General features: G+C 65.6%; 14 protein-coding genes. 7 read left to right on the top strand and 7 right to left on the bottom strand.

Annotation, left to right across the window (positions count from 1 at the left end):
* The first annotated feature begins 3 nt into the window (after positions 1 to 3).
* The 6 genes from MPSD_RS08950 to MPSD_RS08925 are packed head-to-tail and all read left to right on the top strand — an operon-like array spanning position 4 to position 6,975.
* Positions 4 to 1,035: an MCE family protein gene (locus tag MPSD_RS08950; protein ID WP_020788113.1), complete on the top strand. Its 1,032-nt coding sequence runs from the start codon at positions 4 to 6 to the stop codon at positions 1,033 to 1,035.
* Entirely contained in the window at positions 1,032 to 2,348 is a 1,317-nt protein-coding gene (locus MPSD_RS08945) for an MCE family protein (RefSeq protein WP_086085597.1), read from the top strand. Before MPSD_RS08950 ends, MPSD_RS08945 begins: the two co-directional genes overlap by 4 nt.
* On the top strand, positions 2,345 to 3,676 hold the full coding sequence (locus tag MPSD_RS08940) for an MCE family protein (RefSeq protein WP_036426781.1): 1,332 nt from the start codon (positions 2,345 to 2,347) through the stop codon (positions 3,674 to 3,676). The genes MPSD_RS08945 and MPSD_RS08940 overlap by 4 nt, the downstream gene beginning before the upstream one ends.
* Entirely contained in the window at positions 3,673 to 4,818 is a 1,146-nt protein-coding gene (locus MPSD_RS08935; protein ID WP_020788116.1) for a virulence factor Mce family protein, read from the top strand. Before MPSD_RS08940 ends, MPSD_RS08935 begins: the two co-directional genes overlap by 4 nt.
* Position 4,819: 1 nt before the next feature.
* Entirely contained in the window at positions 4,820 to 6,277 is a 1,458-nt protein-coding gene (locus MPSD_RS08930; protein WP_020788117.1) for an MCE family protein, read from the top strand.
* A complete protein-coding gene (locus MPSD_RS08925) occupies positions 6,244 to 6,975 on the top strand; it encodes a hypothetical protein (protein ID WP_020788118.1) in 732 nt (243 codons plus the stop codon). Before MPSD_RS08930 ends, MPSD_RS08925 begins: the two co-directional genes overlap by 34 nt.
* 42 nt (positions 6,976 to 7,017) lie before the next feature.
* On the opposite strand, the gene murI is transcribed toward MPSD_RS08925, so the two are convergent.
* From murI to clpS, 7 genes are all read right to left on the bottom strand, one after another.
* Positions 7,018 to 7,833 (bottom strand): glutamate racemase, encoded by an 816-nt coding sequence (murI, locus tag MPSD_RS08920; protein ID WP_011741600.1) that lies wholly within the window; start codon positions 7,831 to 7,833, stop codon positions 7,018 to 7,020.
* Complete coding sequence (locus MPSD_RS08915) at positions 7,830 to 8,540, bottom strand: rhomboid family intramembrane serine protease (RefSeq protein ID WP_086085594.1); 711 nt, start codon at positions 8,538 to 8,540, stop codon at positions 7,830 to 7,832. Before MPSD_RS08915 ends, murI begins: the two co-directional genes overlap by 4 nt.
* 138 nt (positions 8,541 to 8,678) lie before the next feature.
* Positions 8,679 to 8,951 (bottom strand): MoaD/ThiS family protein, encoded by a 273-nt coding sequence (locus MPSD_RS08910; protein WP_012395650.1) that lies wholly within the window; start codon positions 8,949 to 8,951, stop codon positions 8,679 to 8,681.
* A 21-nt stretch (positions 8,952 to 8,972) separates the two neighbouring features.
* Entirely contained in the window at positions 8,973 to 9,434 is a 462-nt protein-coding gene (locus tag MPSD_RS08905; protein ID WP_086085593.1) for a M67 family metallopeptidase, read from the bottom strand.
* On the bottom strand, positions 9,388 to 10,476 hold the full coding sequence (locus MPSD_RS08900; protein ID WP_020788121.1) for a P1 family peptidase: 1,089 nt from the start codon (positions 10,474 to 10,476) through the stop codon (positions 9,388 to 9,390). Before MPSD_RS08900 ends, MPSD_RS08905 begins: the two co-directional genes overlap by 47 nt.
* Positions 10,473 to 11,060 (bottom strand): oxidative stress transcriptional regulator AosR, encoded by a 588-nt coding sequence (aosR, locus tag MPSD_RS08895; RefSeq protein ID WP_011741604.1) that lies wholly within the window; start codon positions 11,058 to 11,060, stop codon positions 10,473 to 10,475. The genes MPSD_RS08900 and aosR overlap by 4 nt, the downstream gene beginning before the upstream one ends.
* A gap of 24 nt (positions 11,061 to 11,084) precedes the next feature.
* Entirely contained in the window at positions 11,085 to 11,390 is a 306-nt protein-coding gene (gene clpS, locus MPSD_RS08890; RefSeq protein WP_086085592.1) for an ATP-dependent Clp protease adapter ClpS, read from the bottom strand.
* A 110-nt stretch (positions 11,391 to 11,500) separates the two neighbouring features.
* On the opposite strand from clpS, the gene MPSD_RS08885 reads away from it, so the two are divergent.
* Positions 11,501 to 12,772 (top strand): nicotinate phosphoribosyltransferase, encoded by a 1,272-nt coding sequence (locus MPSD_RS08885; protein ID WP_232022870.1) that lies wholly within the window; start codon positions 11,501 to 11,503, stop codon positions 12,770 to 12,772.
* The last annotated feature ends 13 nt before the right edge of the window (positions 12,773 to 12,785 follow it).

Genomic DNA, 12,785 nt, shown 5'->3' with positions numbered 1-12,785 from the left:
CGCATGAGAGCCCGGCTCATCCGTGATGCGATCCGACTGGGCACCTTCTTGCTGGTCTGCTTCTTGGGCCTCATCGGCTTGTTCGCGGTCTTCGGGCAGCTGCGCTTCGGCGAGAAAACCAGCACCTACAAAACCGAGTTCAGCAATGTGACCGGACTGGAGCAAAACGACTTCGTGCGCATCGCCGGTGTCGAGGTCGGACAAGTCAAAAAGGTTGCGATTCAGCCCGACACAACGGCGCTGGTCGAGTTCACGGCCGATAGTTCGGTGGTGCTGACCCAGGGCAGCCGGGCCGTGATCCGCTATGACGACCTGATCGGTGGCCGATACCTGGCACTCGAGGAAGGCGCCGGCAGCCCCAAACAGCTCAAGCCCGGTGACACGATTCCCATGACACACACCTCGCCCGCCCTGGACTTGGATGCGTTGATTGGCGGGTTCCGTCCGCTGCTGAAGGCGCTGGATCCCGACCAGGTCAATGCCCTGTCCGGCCAGTTGATTCGGGCGCTGCAGGGCGAAGGCGCGACGATCAACTCGTTTCTTGCCCAGACCGCCGCGTTGACGACGACGCTGGCCGATCGCGATCAGCTGATCGGGGATGTCATCATCAATCTGAACGTCGTGTTGGGTTCGCTCGGCGACCAAAACAAGCAATTCGCCAAAGCGGTCGACGCACTCGCCGAACTCATGGAAGGCCTGCAGGCCCGCAAGGAAGACATCACCAAGGGCGTGGCTTACACCAATGCCGCCGCCTCGAGCATCGCGGACCTGTTGTCGCAGGCACGCCCGCCACTGGCCAAGACCGTCCAGGAGACGGATCGCGCATCGGCAATTGTCTTGGCAGACCACGAATACTTCGACAATCTGATCAACACGCTGCCAGATGCCTATCAAGCGCTGTCGCGCCAAGGCATCTACGGTGACTTCTTCAGTTTCTATCTCTGCGATGTCGTGCTCAAGCTCAACGGCAGGGGTGGCCAGCCGGTGTACGTCAAGGTCGCCGGTCAGCCCACCGGGAGGTGCGCACCGCGGTGAAATCCTTCGCTGAACGCAACCAGATCGTCGTCGGTGCAGTGGGATTGGCGATCACCATCGGCATCGTGGTCGAATCGCTGCAGTACGACAAGCTGCCGTTCTTCCAATCCGGCAAGCAGTATTCCGCCTACTTCGCTGATGCGGGTGGGCTGACAACCGGCGTGCGCGTGCAAGTTTCGGGATTCCGGGTGGGTGAGGTCTCGTCCATCGAGTTGGACGGACCGCGGGTGCTGGTCAAGTTCACTGTCGACAAGCACATCCGCCTCGGCGACCATACCGAGGCGGCGATCAAGACGCGGGGCCTGCTGGGCACGAAGATGCTCGAGGTCATCTCCCGCGGGGACGGCCAGCTGCAGGGCACGATTCCGCTCGACCGCACCCGGTCGCCGTACCAACTACCCGACGCGCTGGGTGACCTGGCCACCACGATCAGCGGCCTGAACACCAACCAGCTATCGGACTCGCTGCGGGTACTGGCGGACACCTTTTCCGACACCCCGCCACAACTACGCGTCGCGATCGAGGGAGTGGCACGCTTCTCGCAGACCCTCGACGAGCGCGACGCGCAGCTGCGCGGTCTGCTCACCAACGCCAACAAGGCCACGACCGTGCTGGCCGAGCGCAGCAACCAAGTCGTCAGCCTGATCGCCAACACCAACGCGCTGCTGGCCGAGCTGACAACCCAACGCGCCGCCCTGGATCACATCTCCGGCAACATCGCCGCACTCGGTCAACAACTGCATGGGTTGATCGCGGAGAACGAGGCGACGATGCGACCCGCGCTCGACAAACTCAACGGCGTACTGACCATCCTGGACAACCGCAAGGAACGGCTGCAGAAGGCGATCAAGCTGCTCGACGACTACACGATGTCGCTGGGTGAATCGGTGTCCTCCGGTCCGTTCTTCAAGACCTACGTCGCCAACCTGGCGCCGGGACAATTCGTGCAGCCATTCATCGACGCGGCATTCTCCGACCTCGGCCTGGATCCCAATGTGCTGCTCCCGTCGCAACGCACCGACCCGCCGATCGGCCAGCCGGGCACACCGCCGCTGCCGTTGCCCTTCCCGCGGACGGGCCAAGGCGGCGAACCACATCTGAAGCTTCCCGACGCGATCACCGGCAACCCCGATGACCCGCAGTATCCCTACCGCGAGCCGCTGCCCGCCCCACCCCCGGGCGGGCCACCACCGGGGCCGCCCGCGCCGGCGCCTCCCGAGTTGGCTTCCATCCCGCAGCCAACGCCGTCATCGGTATTGGTGCCCGCGCCGGGCGAGGTCTCAGCACCCCAGACCGCGGGGGCCGGACGATGATCCGGCGCACCAAGACCTGGCTGGCCGTGCTGTTGGTCGGACTATTGGCCGCTGGAGTGGTGGTGCTGCTGCGAACCACCGAAGTGGTCAACCGCACCAATGTCGTCGCGTACTTCGAGAACAGCAACGGCGTCTTCACCGGGGATGAAGTTCGCATCCTTGGTGTGCCCGTCGGCAAGATCACCTCGATCGAACCGCAGCCCGAGTCGGTCAAGGTCTCATTCTGGTACGACAGCAAGTACATAGTGCCGGCGGACGCGAAAGCCGCGATCCTGTCGCCGACCCTGGTGACCTCACGGGCGATTCAGCTCACCCCCGCCTACACCGGCGGGCCCGCGATGTCCGACAACGCGGTCATTCCACGGCAGCGCACCGCCGTTCCGGTCGAGTGGGACGACGTCCGTGCGCAATTGGCGAAGCTGACCAAGGAGTTGCAGCCGACCGAGCCCGGCGGCGTCAGCCCCCTGGGGTCGGTGATCAATACCGCGGCAGACAACCTCCGCGGCGAGGGCGCCAACATCCGCGACACGGTGATCAAGTTGTCTCAGGCCTTTTCTGCCCTCGGCGACCACAGCACGGACATCTTCTCGACCGTGAAGAATCTCGCGATTCTGGTGTCGGCGCTGCAGGACAGCACCAACTTGATGCGCCAGCTGAACCAGAACCTGGCGACGGTGACCGGCCTGCTGGCCAACGACCCGAACGAGGTCGCCAACGCCGTTCGCAACCTCGGCGACACGGTCGGTGAGGTGCAGCGATTTGTGGCCGACAATCGCGAAGCGCTGGGCGCCACATCGGACAAGCTGGCGGGGGTCAGCCAGGCTTTGAACGATAGCCTCGACGACGTCAAACAGTTCCTGCACGTGGCACCCAACACCTTGCAGAACTATGTGAACATCTGGCAGCCGGCCCAGGGCGCGGTGAGTGCCGTGCCGATGCTCAACAACTTCGCCAATCCGATTTCCTTCCTGTGCGGCGCCATTCAGGCCGCATCGCGACTGGGCTATGAACAGTCCGCGAAGCTATGCGTGCAATACCTGGCACCGATAATCAAGAACCGTCAGTACAACTTCCTGCCCTTTGGCCAGAACCTCTTCGTCGGCGCCAGTGCGCGACCCAATGAGCTGACCTACAGCGAAGACTGGCTACGCCCGGATTACATTCCACCGCAAGCCATTCCGCCGCAGCAAGCACCGCCGGCCGCGGCGCCTCCGGCGCAAGCACCGCCGCCCGCCGTGGGCCTCCCGCTGCCGGCCGAAGCGCCCGCCACACCCGACCCGGCTGCCGGCCTTCGCGGGATCATGGTGCCCCAAGGGGTGGGCTCATGATGCGGGCCGGGTGGACCACGCGGATACGCATCGCGGCGGGAATCGCCGCCCTAGCGGTAGCCGTATCGGGCTGCAGTGGCTGGCGCGGCCTGAACTCGCTTCCGCTGCCAGGTGTTCAGGGCGGCGGACCCGGCTCGTTCACCATCCAGGCTCAGATGCCCGACGTCGACAACATCGAGCCGAATTCGCGCGTCCGGGTGGGTGACGTCAATGTCGGTACCGTCACCAAGATCGAGCGCCAGGGCTGGCATGCGCTGGTCACGATGAAACTCAACGGCAATGTCGAGCTGCCGGCAAATGCCACCGCCACACTCGGTCAGACCAGCTTGCTGGGGTCGCTGCATATCGAGCTGGCACCGCCTACCGACGTGCCGCCTGAGGGCAACCTACGCGAGGGCTCGTTGATCCCGTTGTCCTCATCGAAGGCATATCCGAGCACCGAACAGGCACTCGCCGCAACGGCGATGCTGCTCAATGGCGGCGGGATCGGGGACATCTACGACATCACCGAAGCCCTGAGCACCGCCTTCACCGGACGCGAGAACGACTTGCGCAGCCTGATCGAGCAGCTCGACGAGGCCATCGGACACCTCGACGACCAAAAAGGCGACATCATCGCCGCTGCCGAGAGCCTGAACAACCTGATGGCTCAGCTCGCCGCACAAAGGCCGGTACTGGACAAGGCGTTGCGGACGATTCCGGATGCACTCGCCGTGCTCAAGAACGAGCGCGAGAACCTGGCCGATGCACTCACCCAGCTGGGCAGGTTCAGCGCGCTGGCCGCCGACTCGGTCAACCAGACCAAGGACGCGCTTGTGCAAGAGCTCAAAGATCTTGGGCCGACGCTGGAGTCACTGGCCAACGCGGGTCCGGCGCTAACGCGCGCGCTGAGCTTCCTACCCACCTACCCATTTCCCAAGGAGACGCTGACCAACTGGATGCGCGGCGACTACGCCAACCTGACCCTCATCATCGATATGACGTTGAGCCGTATCGACGCCGGATTCTTCACCGGAACGCGATGGGAAGGCGACTTGACCGAGCTCGAGCTGCAGTGGGGCCGCACCATCGGGCAGATGCCCAGCCCCTACACCGTGGGTAACCCGTTGATCGTTCCGTACCGATGGGACCAGGGGCCGTGACATGCGTCTGACTCGGCAGATCTTCATCCAGATGGCGATCTTCGCCATCGTGGCCACCACCGCGCTGTTGATCATGGTCTTCGGGTACATGCGAGTGCCGGCCATGGTCGGCATCGGGCAGTACCGCGTGACCGTCGAGCTGCCCGAGGCAGGCGGCCTCTACCCGCGCAGCAACGTCACCTATCGCGGCGTCGAGGTCGGCACCGTCAAGAGCGTCCACTTGACCAACACGGGTGTGGCCGCGGTCCTGTCGCTGAACTCCGATGTCAAGATTCCCGCCGATGTGGAGGCCGAGGTGCACAGCGTGTCCTCGGTCGGCGAGCAGTACGTTCAGCTGCTTCCGCGTAGCGGCCAAGGTCCGTCGTTGAAGGACGGCGACGTGATCCCGAGTAGCCGCACCCGCGTTCCAACCGATATCAACACGATCCTGGACGAAACCAGCCGCGGCCTGCAGGCGATCCCCCGCGAGAACCTGAAGACGGTTGTCGACGAGGCGGCCGTCGCCGTCGGCGGACTGGGGCCCGAGCTTCGGCGGTTGATCACCGGGAGCAGCAAGCTGGCCATCGACGCCCGCGCGAACCTGGACGAGCTGACCCTGTTGATCGACCAGTCCAAGCCGGTGTTGGACACCCAGACCGACACCGCGGGCGCCATCCGCTCGTGGGCGTCGAATCTGGCCAGCATCACCGACCAGCTGCAGCGCCAGGACTCGTCGTTGGCCGGGTTGCTGGATCAGGGTCCCGGGGCAGCCGATGAGGTGCGCGCGCTGTTCAACCGACTACGCCCCACACTGCCGATCGTGCTGGCCAACCTGGTCAGCGTCGGCGAGGTGGCCGTCGCCTACCACCCGAGTCTCGAGCAACTGCTGGTGCTGTTTCCTCAGGGAACTGCCGTAACGCAGGCCGTCGGCGTTGCCAAGCGCAACACCATCCAGGACTACAAGGGCGACTATCTGGTCTTCAACCTGAACCTGAACCTGCCGCCGCCGTGCACCACCGGCTTCCTGCCGGCCCAGCAGCAGCGGGTACCCACCTTCGAGGACTACCCGAACCGTGCGCCGGGTGACCTGTACTGCCGAGTGCCACAGGATGCGCCCTTCAACGTCCGCGGCGCACGAAATCTGCCTTGCGTGACCGTGCCAGGAAAGCGCGCGCCGACGGCGAAGCTGTGCGAGAGCAACGAGGTCTACGTGCCGCTCAACGACGGCTACAACTGGAAGGGGGATCCGAACTCCACGCTGTCCGGGCAACCGATTCCGCAACTGCCCCCGGAGCCGCCGCTCGAACAGAGCGCCCCGCCGGGTCCGGCACCGCCAGCCCCGATTGCCGCCGCCGAGTACGACCCGGCAACCGGCACCTATATGGGCCCCGACGGACACCTGTACACGCAAGCTAATCTGGGCCAGACCGTCCCAGAGGAGCAAACATGGCAGACGATGTTGCTGCCCCCGAAGAAATGAGTGATTCCACGACTCTCGAGGAGCAACCGGAGCCTGCCGAGGTCGTTGAGCCCGAAGGCGAATCCGGCCAAGCAGGCGTGCCCGAGGCCCAGCCGCGCAACGAAGACCAAGACGAGACCGCGGACGAGACCCAGGAAGACGCCGACGCGGATCCCGAGGCGGGCGAAGACGACGCGCAAGCCAGCGACGGCGAGCAGGAGTCGCCCAAGCCAGCGCCCTCAAAGGTGCGGCTGGCGATCGTGGTGGGGCTGGCCGCGGTGGTGGCCATGGCGGCGTTGGCGAGTTGGTTCGGGTTCCACGCCTACCAATCGCATCAGGCCGACCAACAGCGCAAGCTCTATGTTCAGGTCGCCAGACAGGGCGCGATCAACCTCACCACCATCGACTGGGAGCATGTCGACGCCGATATCGAGCGCATCCTCAACTCGGCCACCGGCACTTTCTACGACGACTTCCAACGCCGATCCAAGCCGTTCATCCAGGTCGTTCAGCATTTCCAGTCGAAATCCGCGGGAACGATCACCGCCGCCGCACTGGAGTCGGAGTCCGACGACGCGGCACAGGTCCTGGTGGCGGTGAGCGTCAAGACGACGACGGCCGCAGCGCCCGAACAACGGCCTCGTGCGTGGCGCATGCGCATCACCGTGCAGCAGGTCGGCGACGAGGCCAAGGTAGCCAACGTGGAGTTCGTGCCGTAACCCGCTCAACGGGTGCGGCTCCGTCAGGGTGATGCCGCGAAGCTAGTGCATGCCCGAGGGGCGAACCGGCTGCACCCCGGTTAGCGCCGGCCCGAGGAAGCGCGCCGCCAACGCCATGAACGCCTCCGGATCGCCGGTGGCTTCGAACAATCGAGTGGCCGGCGGCGCATCGTGCGGGCGCAGTATGTCCCGCTCGGTCAGCACCCGCAGGACCTCCTTGGCGGTCTCCTCGGCGCTGGAGACCAGCGTGACGTTGTCCCCCATCACCAGTTGTATCAACCCGGACAGCAACGGATAGTGCGTGCAGCCGAGTACCAGGGTGTCGACCCCGGAACGCTGTAGCGGCTCCAGATAGCCCTCCGCCAATCCCAGCACCTGACGACCGCTCGTCACGCCCCGCTCGACGAAATCGACGAACCGTGGGCAAGCCACCGCCGTGATCTCGGTGTCGCGCGCGGCGGCAAACGCATCCTGGTAGGCGTGCGAGGTGATGGTCGCGCGGGTGCCGATCACCCCGATGCGACCGTTGCGGGTGGTGGCCACTGCACGGCGTACCGCCGGCAGGATCACTTCGACGACGGGCACGTCGTATCGCTCCCGGGCATCGCGCAGACACGCTGCCGATGCCGTGTTACAGGCAATCACCAGCGCCTTGACGCCCCGGCCGACCAGGTCGTCACCGATGGCCAGGGCATGTGCGCGAACCTCGGGGATGGTCAGCGGACCGTACGGGCCGTTGCCGGTATCGCCCACGTAGACGATGTCTTCGTCGGGCAGTTGGTCGATGATGGCCCGTGCGACCGTCAGTCCGCCGACGCCGGAATCAAAGATTCCGACGGGCGCCAGCGGCGAGCTCATGTCTTCGGGCTTGACGGCCGTTCACCGGCCTTTTTCAGCTCCCGAGCCTTGCGTTCCGGAGCGGACAAGAAATACGCCGCCACGACGCCGGCGAGCGCACCGCACAGATGGCCCTGCCAGGAGACGCCACCGCACACTCCCAGCCGCGGCAACGCGCCGAGCAGGATGCCGCCGTAGAAGAACAACACCGCCAGACCGATGATGATGTCCCACACCTTGCGGACGAACAATCCGAAGACCAACAGAAAAGCCAGCCAGCCGAAGATCAGACCCGAGGCACCGATGTGATCGGTGGGCCCGCAGCTGCTGCCGACGTTGCCGATCAGCCAAGTGCCAAACCCGCCGAGGATCCACACGATCGCGGTGGCCCAGACGAACCGGGCCAACCCGGCCAGCGTCATCAGAAAACCCAGCACCAGCAGCGGAACCGTGTTGGCCATCAGGTGCGCCCAGTTGGCGTGCAGCAGCGGCGCGAAGATGATCCGCCAGAGGCCATCGGTTTGCAGCGGTCTGATGCCGTTGAGGTCCAGGGAATGCCGAGTCAGCTGGTCGATCAATTCAACGAGATACAGCAGTGCGACAAAGGTCAGAATTGTCGCTCCGCCGGTCACCCAGCGCGGCCGCTCCTCGGGCTGCGTCGCTGGCGTGCGCGGATGTCTAGCCATACGCGCCGCTCCTCCTCGTCGCTTAGTGCCCTTGCAGAGCATTCCGGCCTCATCCAGGCTACCTGCGTAGACCCAGGTGGACAGATACTCCCACCCACCGTCGGAGCGCCGCCTGCAGCACCGCGCCGGTGGCGATGCCCGCCAAACAGCAGCGAGTCGTATCGCACCGTGGTCTGCGATTCATCCACCTGCCACGGCCGGCAGGATGGTGACCGTGTCACCGTCGGCGATCGCGGTGTCCAAGCCGCCGGAGAACCGCACGTCCTCGTCATTGACGTAGATGTTCACGAACCGGTGCAACTTGCCGTTGTCGATCAGCCGCTCAGCGATACCCGAGTAGTTCGCTTCGAGGTCGTCGATGACCGCCCCCAGGGTGTCACCGCTGGCCGTGACGCGCTTTTGGCCACCGGTCTGCGGTCGCAGGATGGTCGGGATGGACACGGTGACGCTCATGACGGCCTCTCCAGGGACAGTTCAATACCGCCCGACGACATTGACGGGTTCTTCGGTCACAGCACCAGCGATGATCCGATAGCTGCGCAACTCATCGCGGTCGGGATCGCGCGTGCAGACCAGAACATAATGCGCCGCCGGCTCGGCGGCCAGATCGATATCAGTGCGGCTCGGGTAGGCGTCGGTGGCCGTGTGCGAGTGGTAGATCACAACCGGCACCTCGCCGGCGCCTTCCATCTCTTGCCACACCGCAAGCTGTTCGCCCGAGTCGAAACGGTAGAAGGTCGGCGAGCGCTCGGCGTTGGTCATCGGAATGTGCCGGTGGGGACGGTCGGATCCCTGCGGCCCGGCCAGCACTCCGCACGCCTCGTCGGGATGATCGCGGCGCGCATGGGCGAGGATCGCATCGACCAGGTCGGCACGGACCACCAACACCTCAGCGGCTTTCTGTTCCCGATGTTTGCAACGCTCCGGGCAACACATCGCGGTAGCTCGGTATTCCGGCAACGGACTCCGCGGCAATCACACCGACCAGCACCGCCTGGGCCAGGCAATCAGCCGCGGCGGCCCCCACCGCGGTGAGAAGCCCGGTCTCGGGAGACAACGCGGCGGGAATGGCGGGATCAGGGGGTACCTGCACCGCGCCGGTGGCCAGCGCGAAAACGGTGTCCCCGTCCAACGGTGTGTGCGCGGGACGAATCGTGCGGGCCAACCCGTCCTGGGCGGCGATCGCCACCCGCTGGCAACCCGCCGGACTCAGCGCGGCATCCGTGGCGACCACCGCAATGGTGGTGTTCAGCGGCCGATCTTGGGGCGCGTCTTGCGGATCCAGCGGAGAAGGCAGCCGGGCGAGCTCATCGAGCTGATCGGCCGGTGGCCGGGTGAGACCGAACTCGCCGGAAAGTTCCGCCATCCACGGCAGGCCGGTGGCCGGATCCACGACATTGCCGACGGAGTTCACCACCACCACGGCACCGACTGTCACACCGGAGGGCAGCTTGACCGACGCGGTCCCCACGCCACCCTTGAGGACGCCGGCGCGCGCCCCCACGCCCGCGCCAACTGTCCCGACCGCCAGCGACGCAGTGGCGCCCGGGTCCTGATCGCTGACCGCCGCGTCACAGGCCAAGTAGCCGAATTCGGCGGTGGGACGCTGCCCCCACCCGCCGACGAGCAGATCGAAAATTACTGCGCCCGGAACGATCGGCACCACACCGGTGCCCATCGCCACACCGCGCTGATGTTCCTCCAACCAGCGCATGACACCGTCAGCGGCCGCCAGACCGTAGGCGCTGCCACCTGCCAATAGCACCGCGTCCACGAAGCGCACGCTGTTGACCGGGTCCAGTAAATCGGTCTCACGGGTTCCGGGCGCGCCACCGCGACAGTCGACCGCACCAACAGTTCCGGGCGGCGCCAGCACCACCGTGACACCCGATGCCCAACCGGCGCCGAGGGACGCGTCCGGATCCAGCCTTTGGTAATGCCCGACGCGGATGCCCCCGATGTCGGTGATGGAGCTCATCCAGCCGACTTCCCCATCAGGACCAGCACCAGATATTCCTGCAAAACGGTCAGCCACTGATAGACGTCGTAGTGGGCGGCCAGCGGATGGTCGGCGGGCAAGCGCTCGGGTCCGCGGGGGCCAACATCAAGCAGGACTCCCAGCGTCAGGCGCAGGTCGTTGACCGCGGCGACCCAGGCGTTGGCGCCGTCTTCCGTCAGCTCGAAGCGGCCCCCCTTCTCCGGAACCGTGTCCAATAGCTGCTGCGCGGTAGCGCGTTTGGCGTCGATGATGTCGGGCTCATGCAAGCTGCGCAACGCGGCATTGAGTGTCTCGGAGCTGTCGAGGGTCATTGGGTCGGTCTCGCCGGGTTTGTAGAAATCCGGCAGCAGCCGGCGCAGCGTCGGATCGCCCGGGCGCTGCGCATGGCCGGTCCGGATGCCGGTGATCTCCTCGAGTTCATCCGACGGCGCGGTGGATTCACGCTCATCCAACAAGCCGATCATCGCGCCGACCAAGTTTTTGAGCAGGGTCGCTTCGTGCGGAGCCAAGGACGACCGAAACCGAGGACCGTTGCGGGTTTCAACGCGCTTCCATTTGCGCACAGTGGATCCGGATACCCTCGAATCTCACCGGTCCTGCTGCATCGTCGCCCACAAACCGGCGGCGTGCAGTTTGGACACGTCGACTTCCATGGCCTCTCGGCTACCCGCTGACACCACAGCCCTACCTTCGTTGTGCACCTGCAACATCAATTTAGTGGCATGCGGTTCGCTGTAACCGAACAACTTTTGGAACACATAGGTCACATAGGTCATCAGGTTGACCGGATCGTCCCACACGATTGTCACCCACGGGCTAGCCGTGGCGTCTCGCGACGCAGGCTCCTGCTGCCCGACCGAGCCGGGCTTAGCAGGGGCTGAGGCAACAACCATAGCCCTAGGATAGCGAGCCCCTCCCGTGGATACCGACTCCCCAACCGAACCGATACGGTGGCGGTGTGAACCACTCGGTCCTGGCTGGGCTGCTGACCGACAAGTACGAGATGACCATGCTGGCGGCCGCGCTGCGCGACGGCACCGCCGAGCGCCGGACGTCCTGGGAGGTCTTCGCCCGTCGGCTGCCCGCCGGCCGCAGATACGGGGTGGTGGCCGGGACCGGCCGCCTCCTGGAACTCTTGCCCCGGTTCGGCTTCGACGACCAAGCATGCGAGTTGCTGGCTCAATTCCTGGATCCAGACACCGTGGCTTACCTGCGCGACTTCCGGTTCAGCGGCGACATCGACGGCTATGCCGAAGGCGAGCTTTACTTCCCCGGGTCCCCCGTGCTCTCGGTACACGGCAGCTTCGCCGAATGCGTGCTGCTGGAGACTCTGGTGCTGTCGATCTTGAATCACGACTCAGCGATCGCCTCGGCCGCGGCCCGGATGGTCAGTGCCGCCGGCGATCGCCCCTTGATCGAAATGGGTTCGCGACGCACCCACGAGTGCGCCGCGGTCGCTGCCGCCCGAGCCGCATACATTGCCGGGTGCACCGGCTCCTCCAATCTGGAAGCCCGGCAACTCTACGGCGTCCCCGCCGAGGGCACCGCCGCGCACGCGTTCACCATGGTGCATATCAACCAGGACCGCACACCGGCCTTGGCCGAGCTGGCCGCGTTCCGGGCCCAGATCGACGCGCTCGGGCCGGACACCACGCTGCTCGTCGATACCTATGACGTGACGACCGGGGTGGCCAACGCCGTGGCCGCCGCGGGTACGGCTCTGGGCGCGGTCCGCATCGACTCCGGCGAGCTGGGTGTACTCGCCCGGCAGGCGCGCCAGCAACTCGACGCCTTGGGGGCCACCGAAACCCAAATCATGCTCTCGGGCGATCTGGACGAGTTCTCCATCGCCGCGCTGCGCGCGGAGCCGGTCGATCGCTACGGCGTCGGCACCTCGCTGGTCACCGGCTCGGGCGCACCAACGGCGAGCATGGTTTACAAACTTGTTGAGGTCGAAGGCATTCCGGTGCAGAAGCGCAGCAGCCAGAAGGAATCCCGCGGTGGTCGCAAGGAGGCGCTGCGGCTGGCGCGACCGACGGGAACCGTCACCGAGGAGATCGTGCACCCGGCCGGTCGACCGCCGGCCACCACGGGGCTACACCGGGTGTTGACGACACCGCTGGTTCGCAGCGGAAAGCCGATGGTCACCACCGATCCAGCTACTCTCGCCGCAGCCCGAAAGCTGGTGGCGTCTGGGCTACGCAGCTTGCCTTGGGAGGGACTGAAATTGGCACCCGGCGAACCCGCCATCCCGACCCAGACCATCTCGGCCTGAGAGCCGGCTTGAC

Origin of the sequence: Mycobacterium pseudoshottsii JCM 15466, from assembly GCF_003584745.1 — a bacterium.
Taxonomy (GTDB): domain Bacteria; phylum Actinomycetota; class Actinomycetes; order Mycobacteriales; family Mycobacteriaceae; genus Mycobacterium; species Mycobacterium marinum.
Note: the sequence above shows the minus strand (reverse complement) of the source record. Positions and strands in the feature narration are given on the sequence as shown.

Bases quoted from the DNA above. Each gene is read 5' to 3' on its own strand.
- MPSD_RS08950 (WP_020788113.1), top strand. From the start codon at position 4: ATGAGAGCCCGGCTCATCCGTGATGCGATCCGACTGGGCACCTTCTTG.
- MPSD_RS08940 (WP_036426781.1), top strand. From the start codon at position 2,345: ATGATCCGGCGCACCAAGACCTGGCTGGCCGTGCTGTTGGTCGGACTA.
- MPSD_RS08935 (WP_020788116.1), top strand. From the start codon at position 3,673: ATGATGCGGGCCGGGTGGACCACGCGGATACGCATCGCGGCGGGAATC.
- MPSD_RS08930 (WP_020788117.1), top strand. From the start codon at position 4,820: ATGCGTCTGACTCGGCAGATCTTCATCCAGATGGCGATCTTCGCCATC.
- MPSD_RS08925 (WP_020788118.1), top strand. From the start codon at position 6,244: ATGGCAGACGATGTTGCTGCCCCCGAAGAAATGAGTGATTCCACGACT.
- murI (WP_011741600.1), bottom strand. From the start codon at position 7,833: ATGAGCTCGCCGCTGGCGCCCGTCGGAATCTTTGATTCCGGCGTCGGC.
- MPSD_RS08915 (WP_086085594.1), bottom strand. From the start codon at position 8,540: ATGCTCTGCAAGGGCACTAAGCGACGAGGAGGAGCGGCGCGTATGGCT.
- MPSD_RS08910 (WP_012395650.1), bottom strand. From the start codon at position 8,951: ATGAGCGTCACCGTGTCCATCCCGACCATCCTGCGACCGCAGACCGGT.
- MPSD_RS08905 (WP_086085593.1), bottom strand. From the start codon at position 9,434: ATGTGTTGCCCGGAGCGTTGCAAACATCGGGAACAGAAAGCCGCTGAG.
- MPSD_RS08900 (WP_020788121.1), bottom strand. From the start codon at position 10,476: ATGAGCTCCATCACCGACATCGGGGGCATCCGCGTCGGGCATTACCAA.
- clpS (WP_086085592.1), bottom strand. From the start codon at position 11,390: ATGGTTGTTGCCTCAGCCCCTGCTAAGCCCGGCTCGGTCGGGCAGCAG.
- MPSD_RS08885 (WP_232022870.1), top strand. From the start codon at position 11,501: ATGACCATGCTGGCGGCCGCGCTGCGCGACGGCACCGCCGAGCGCCGG.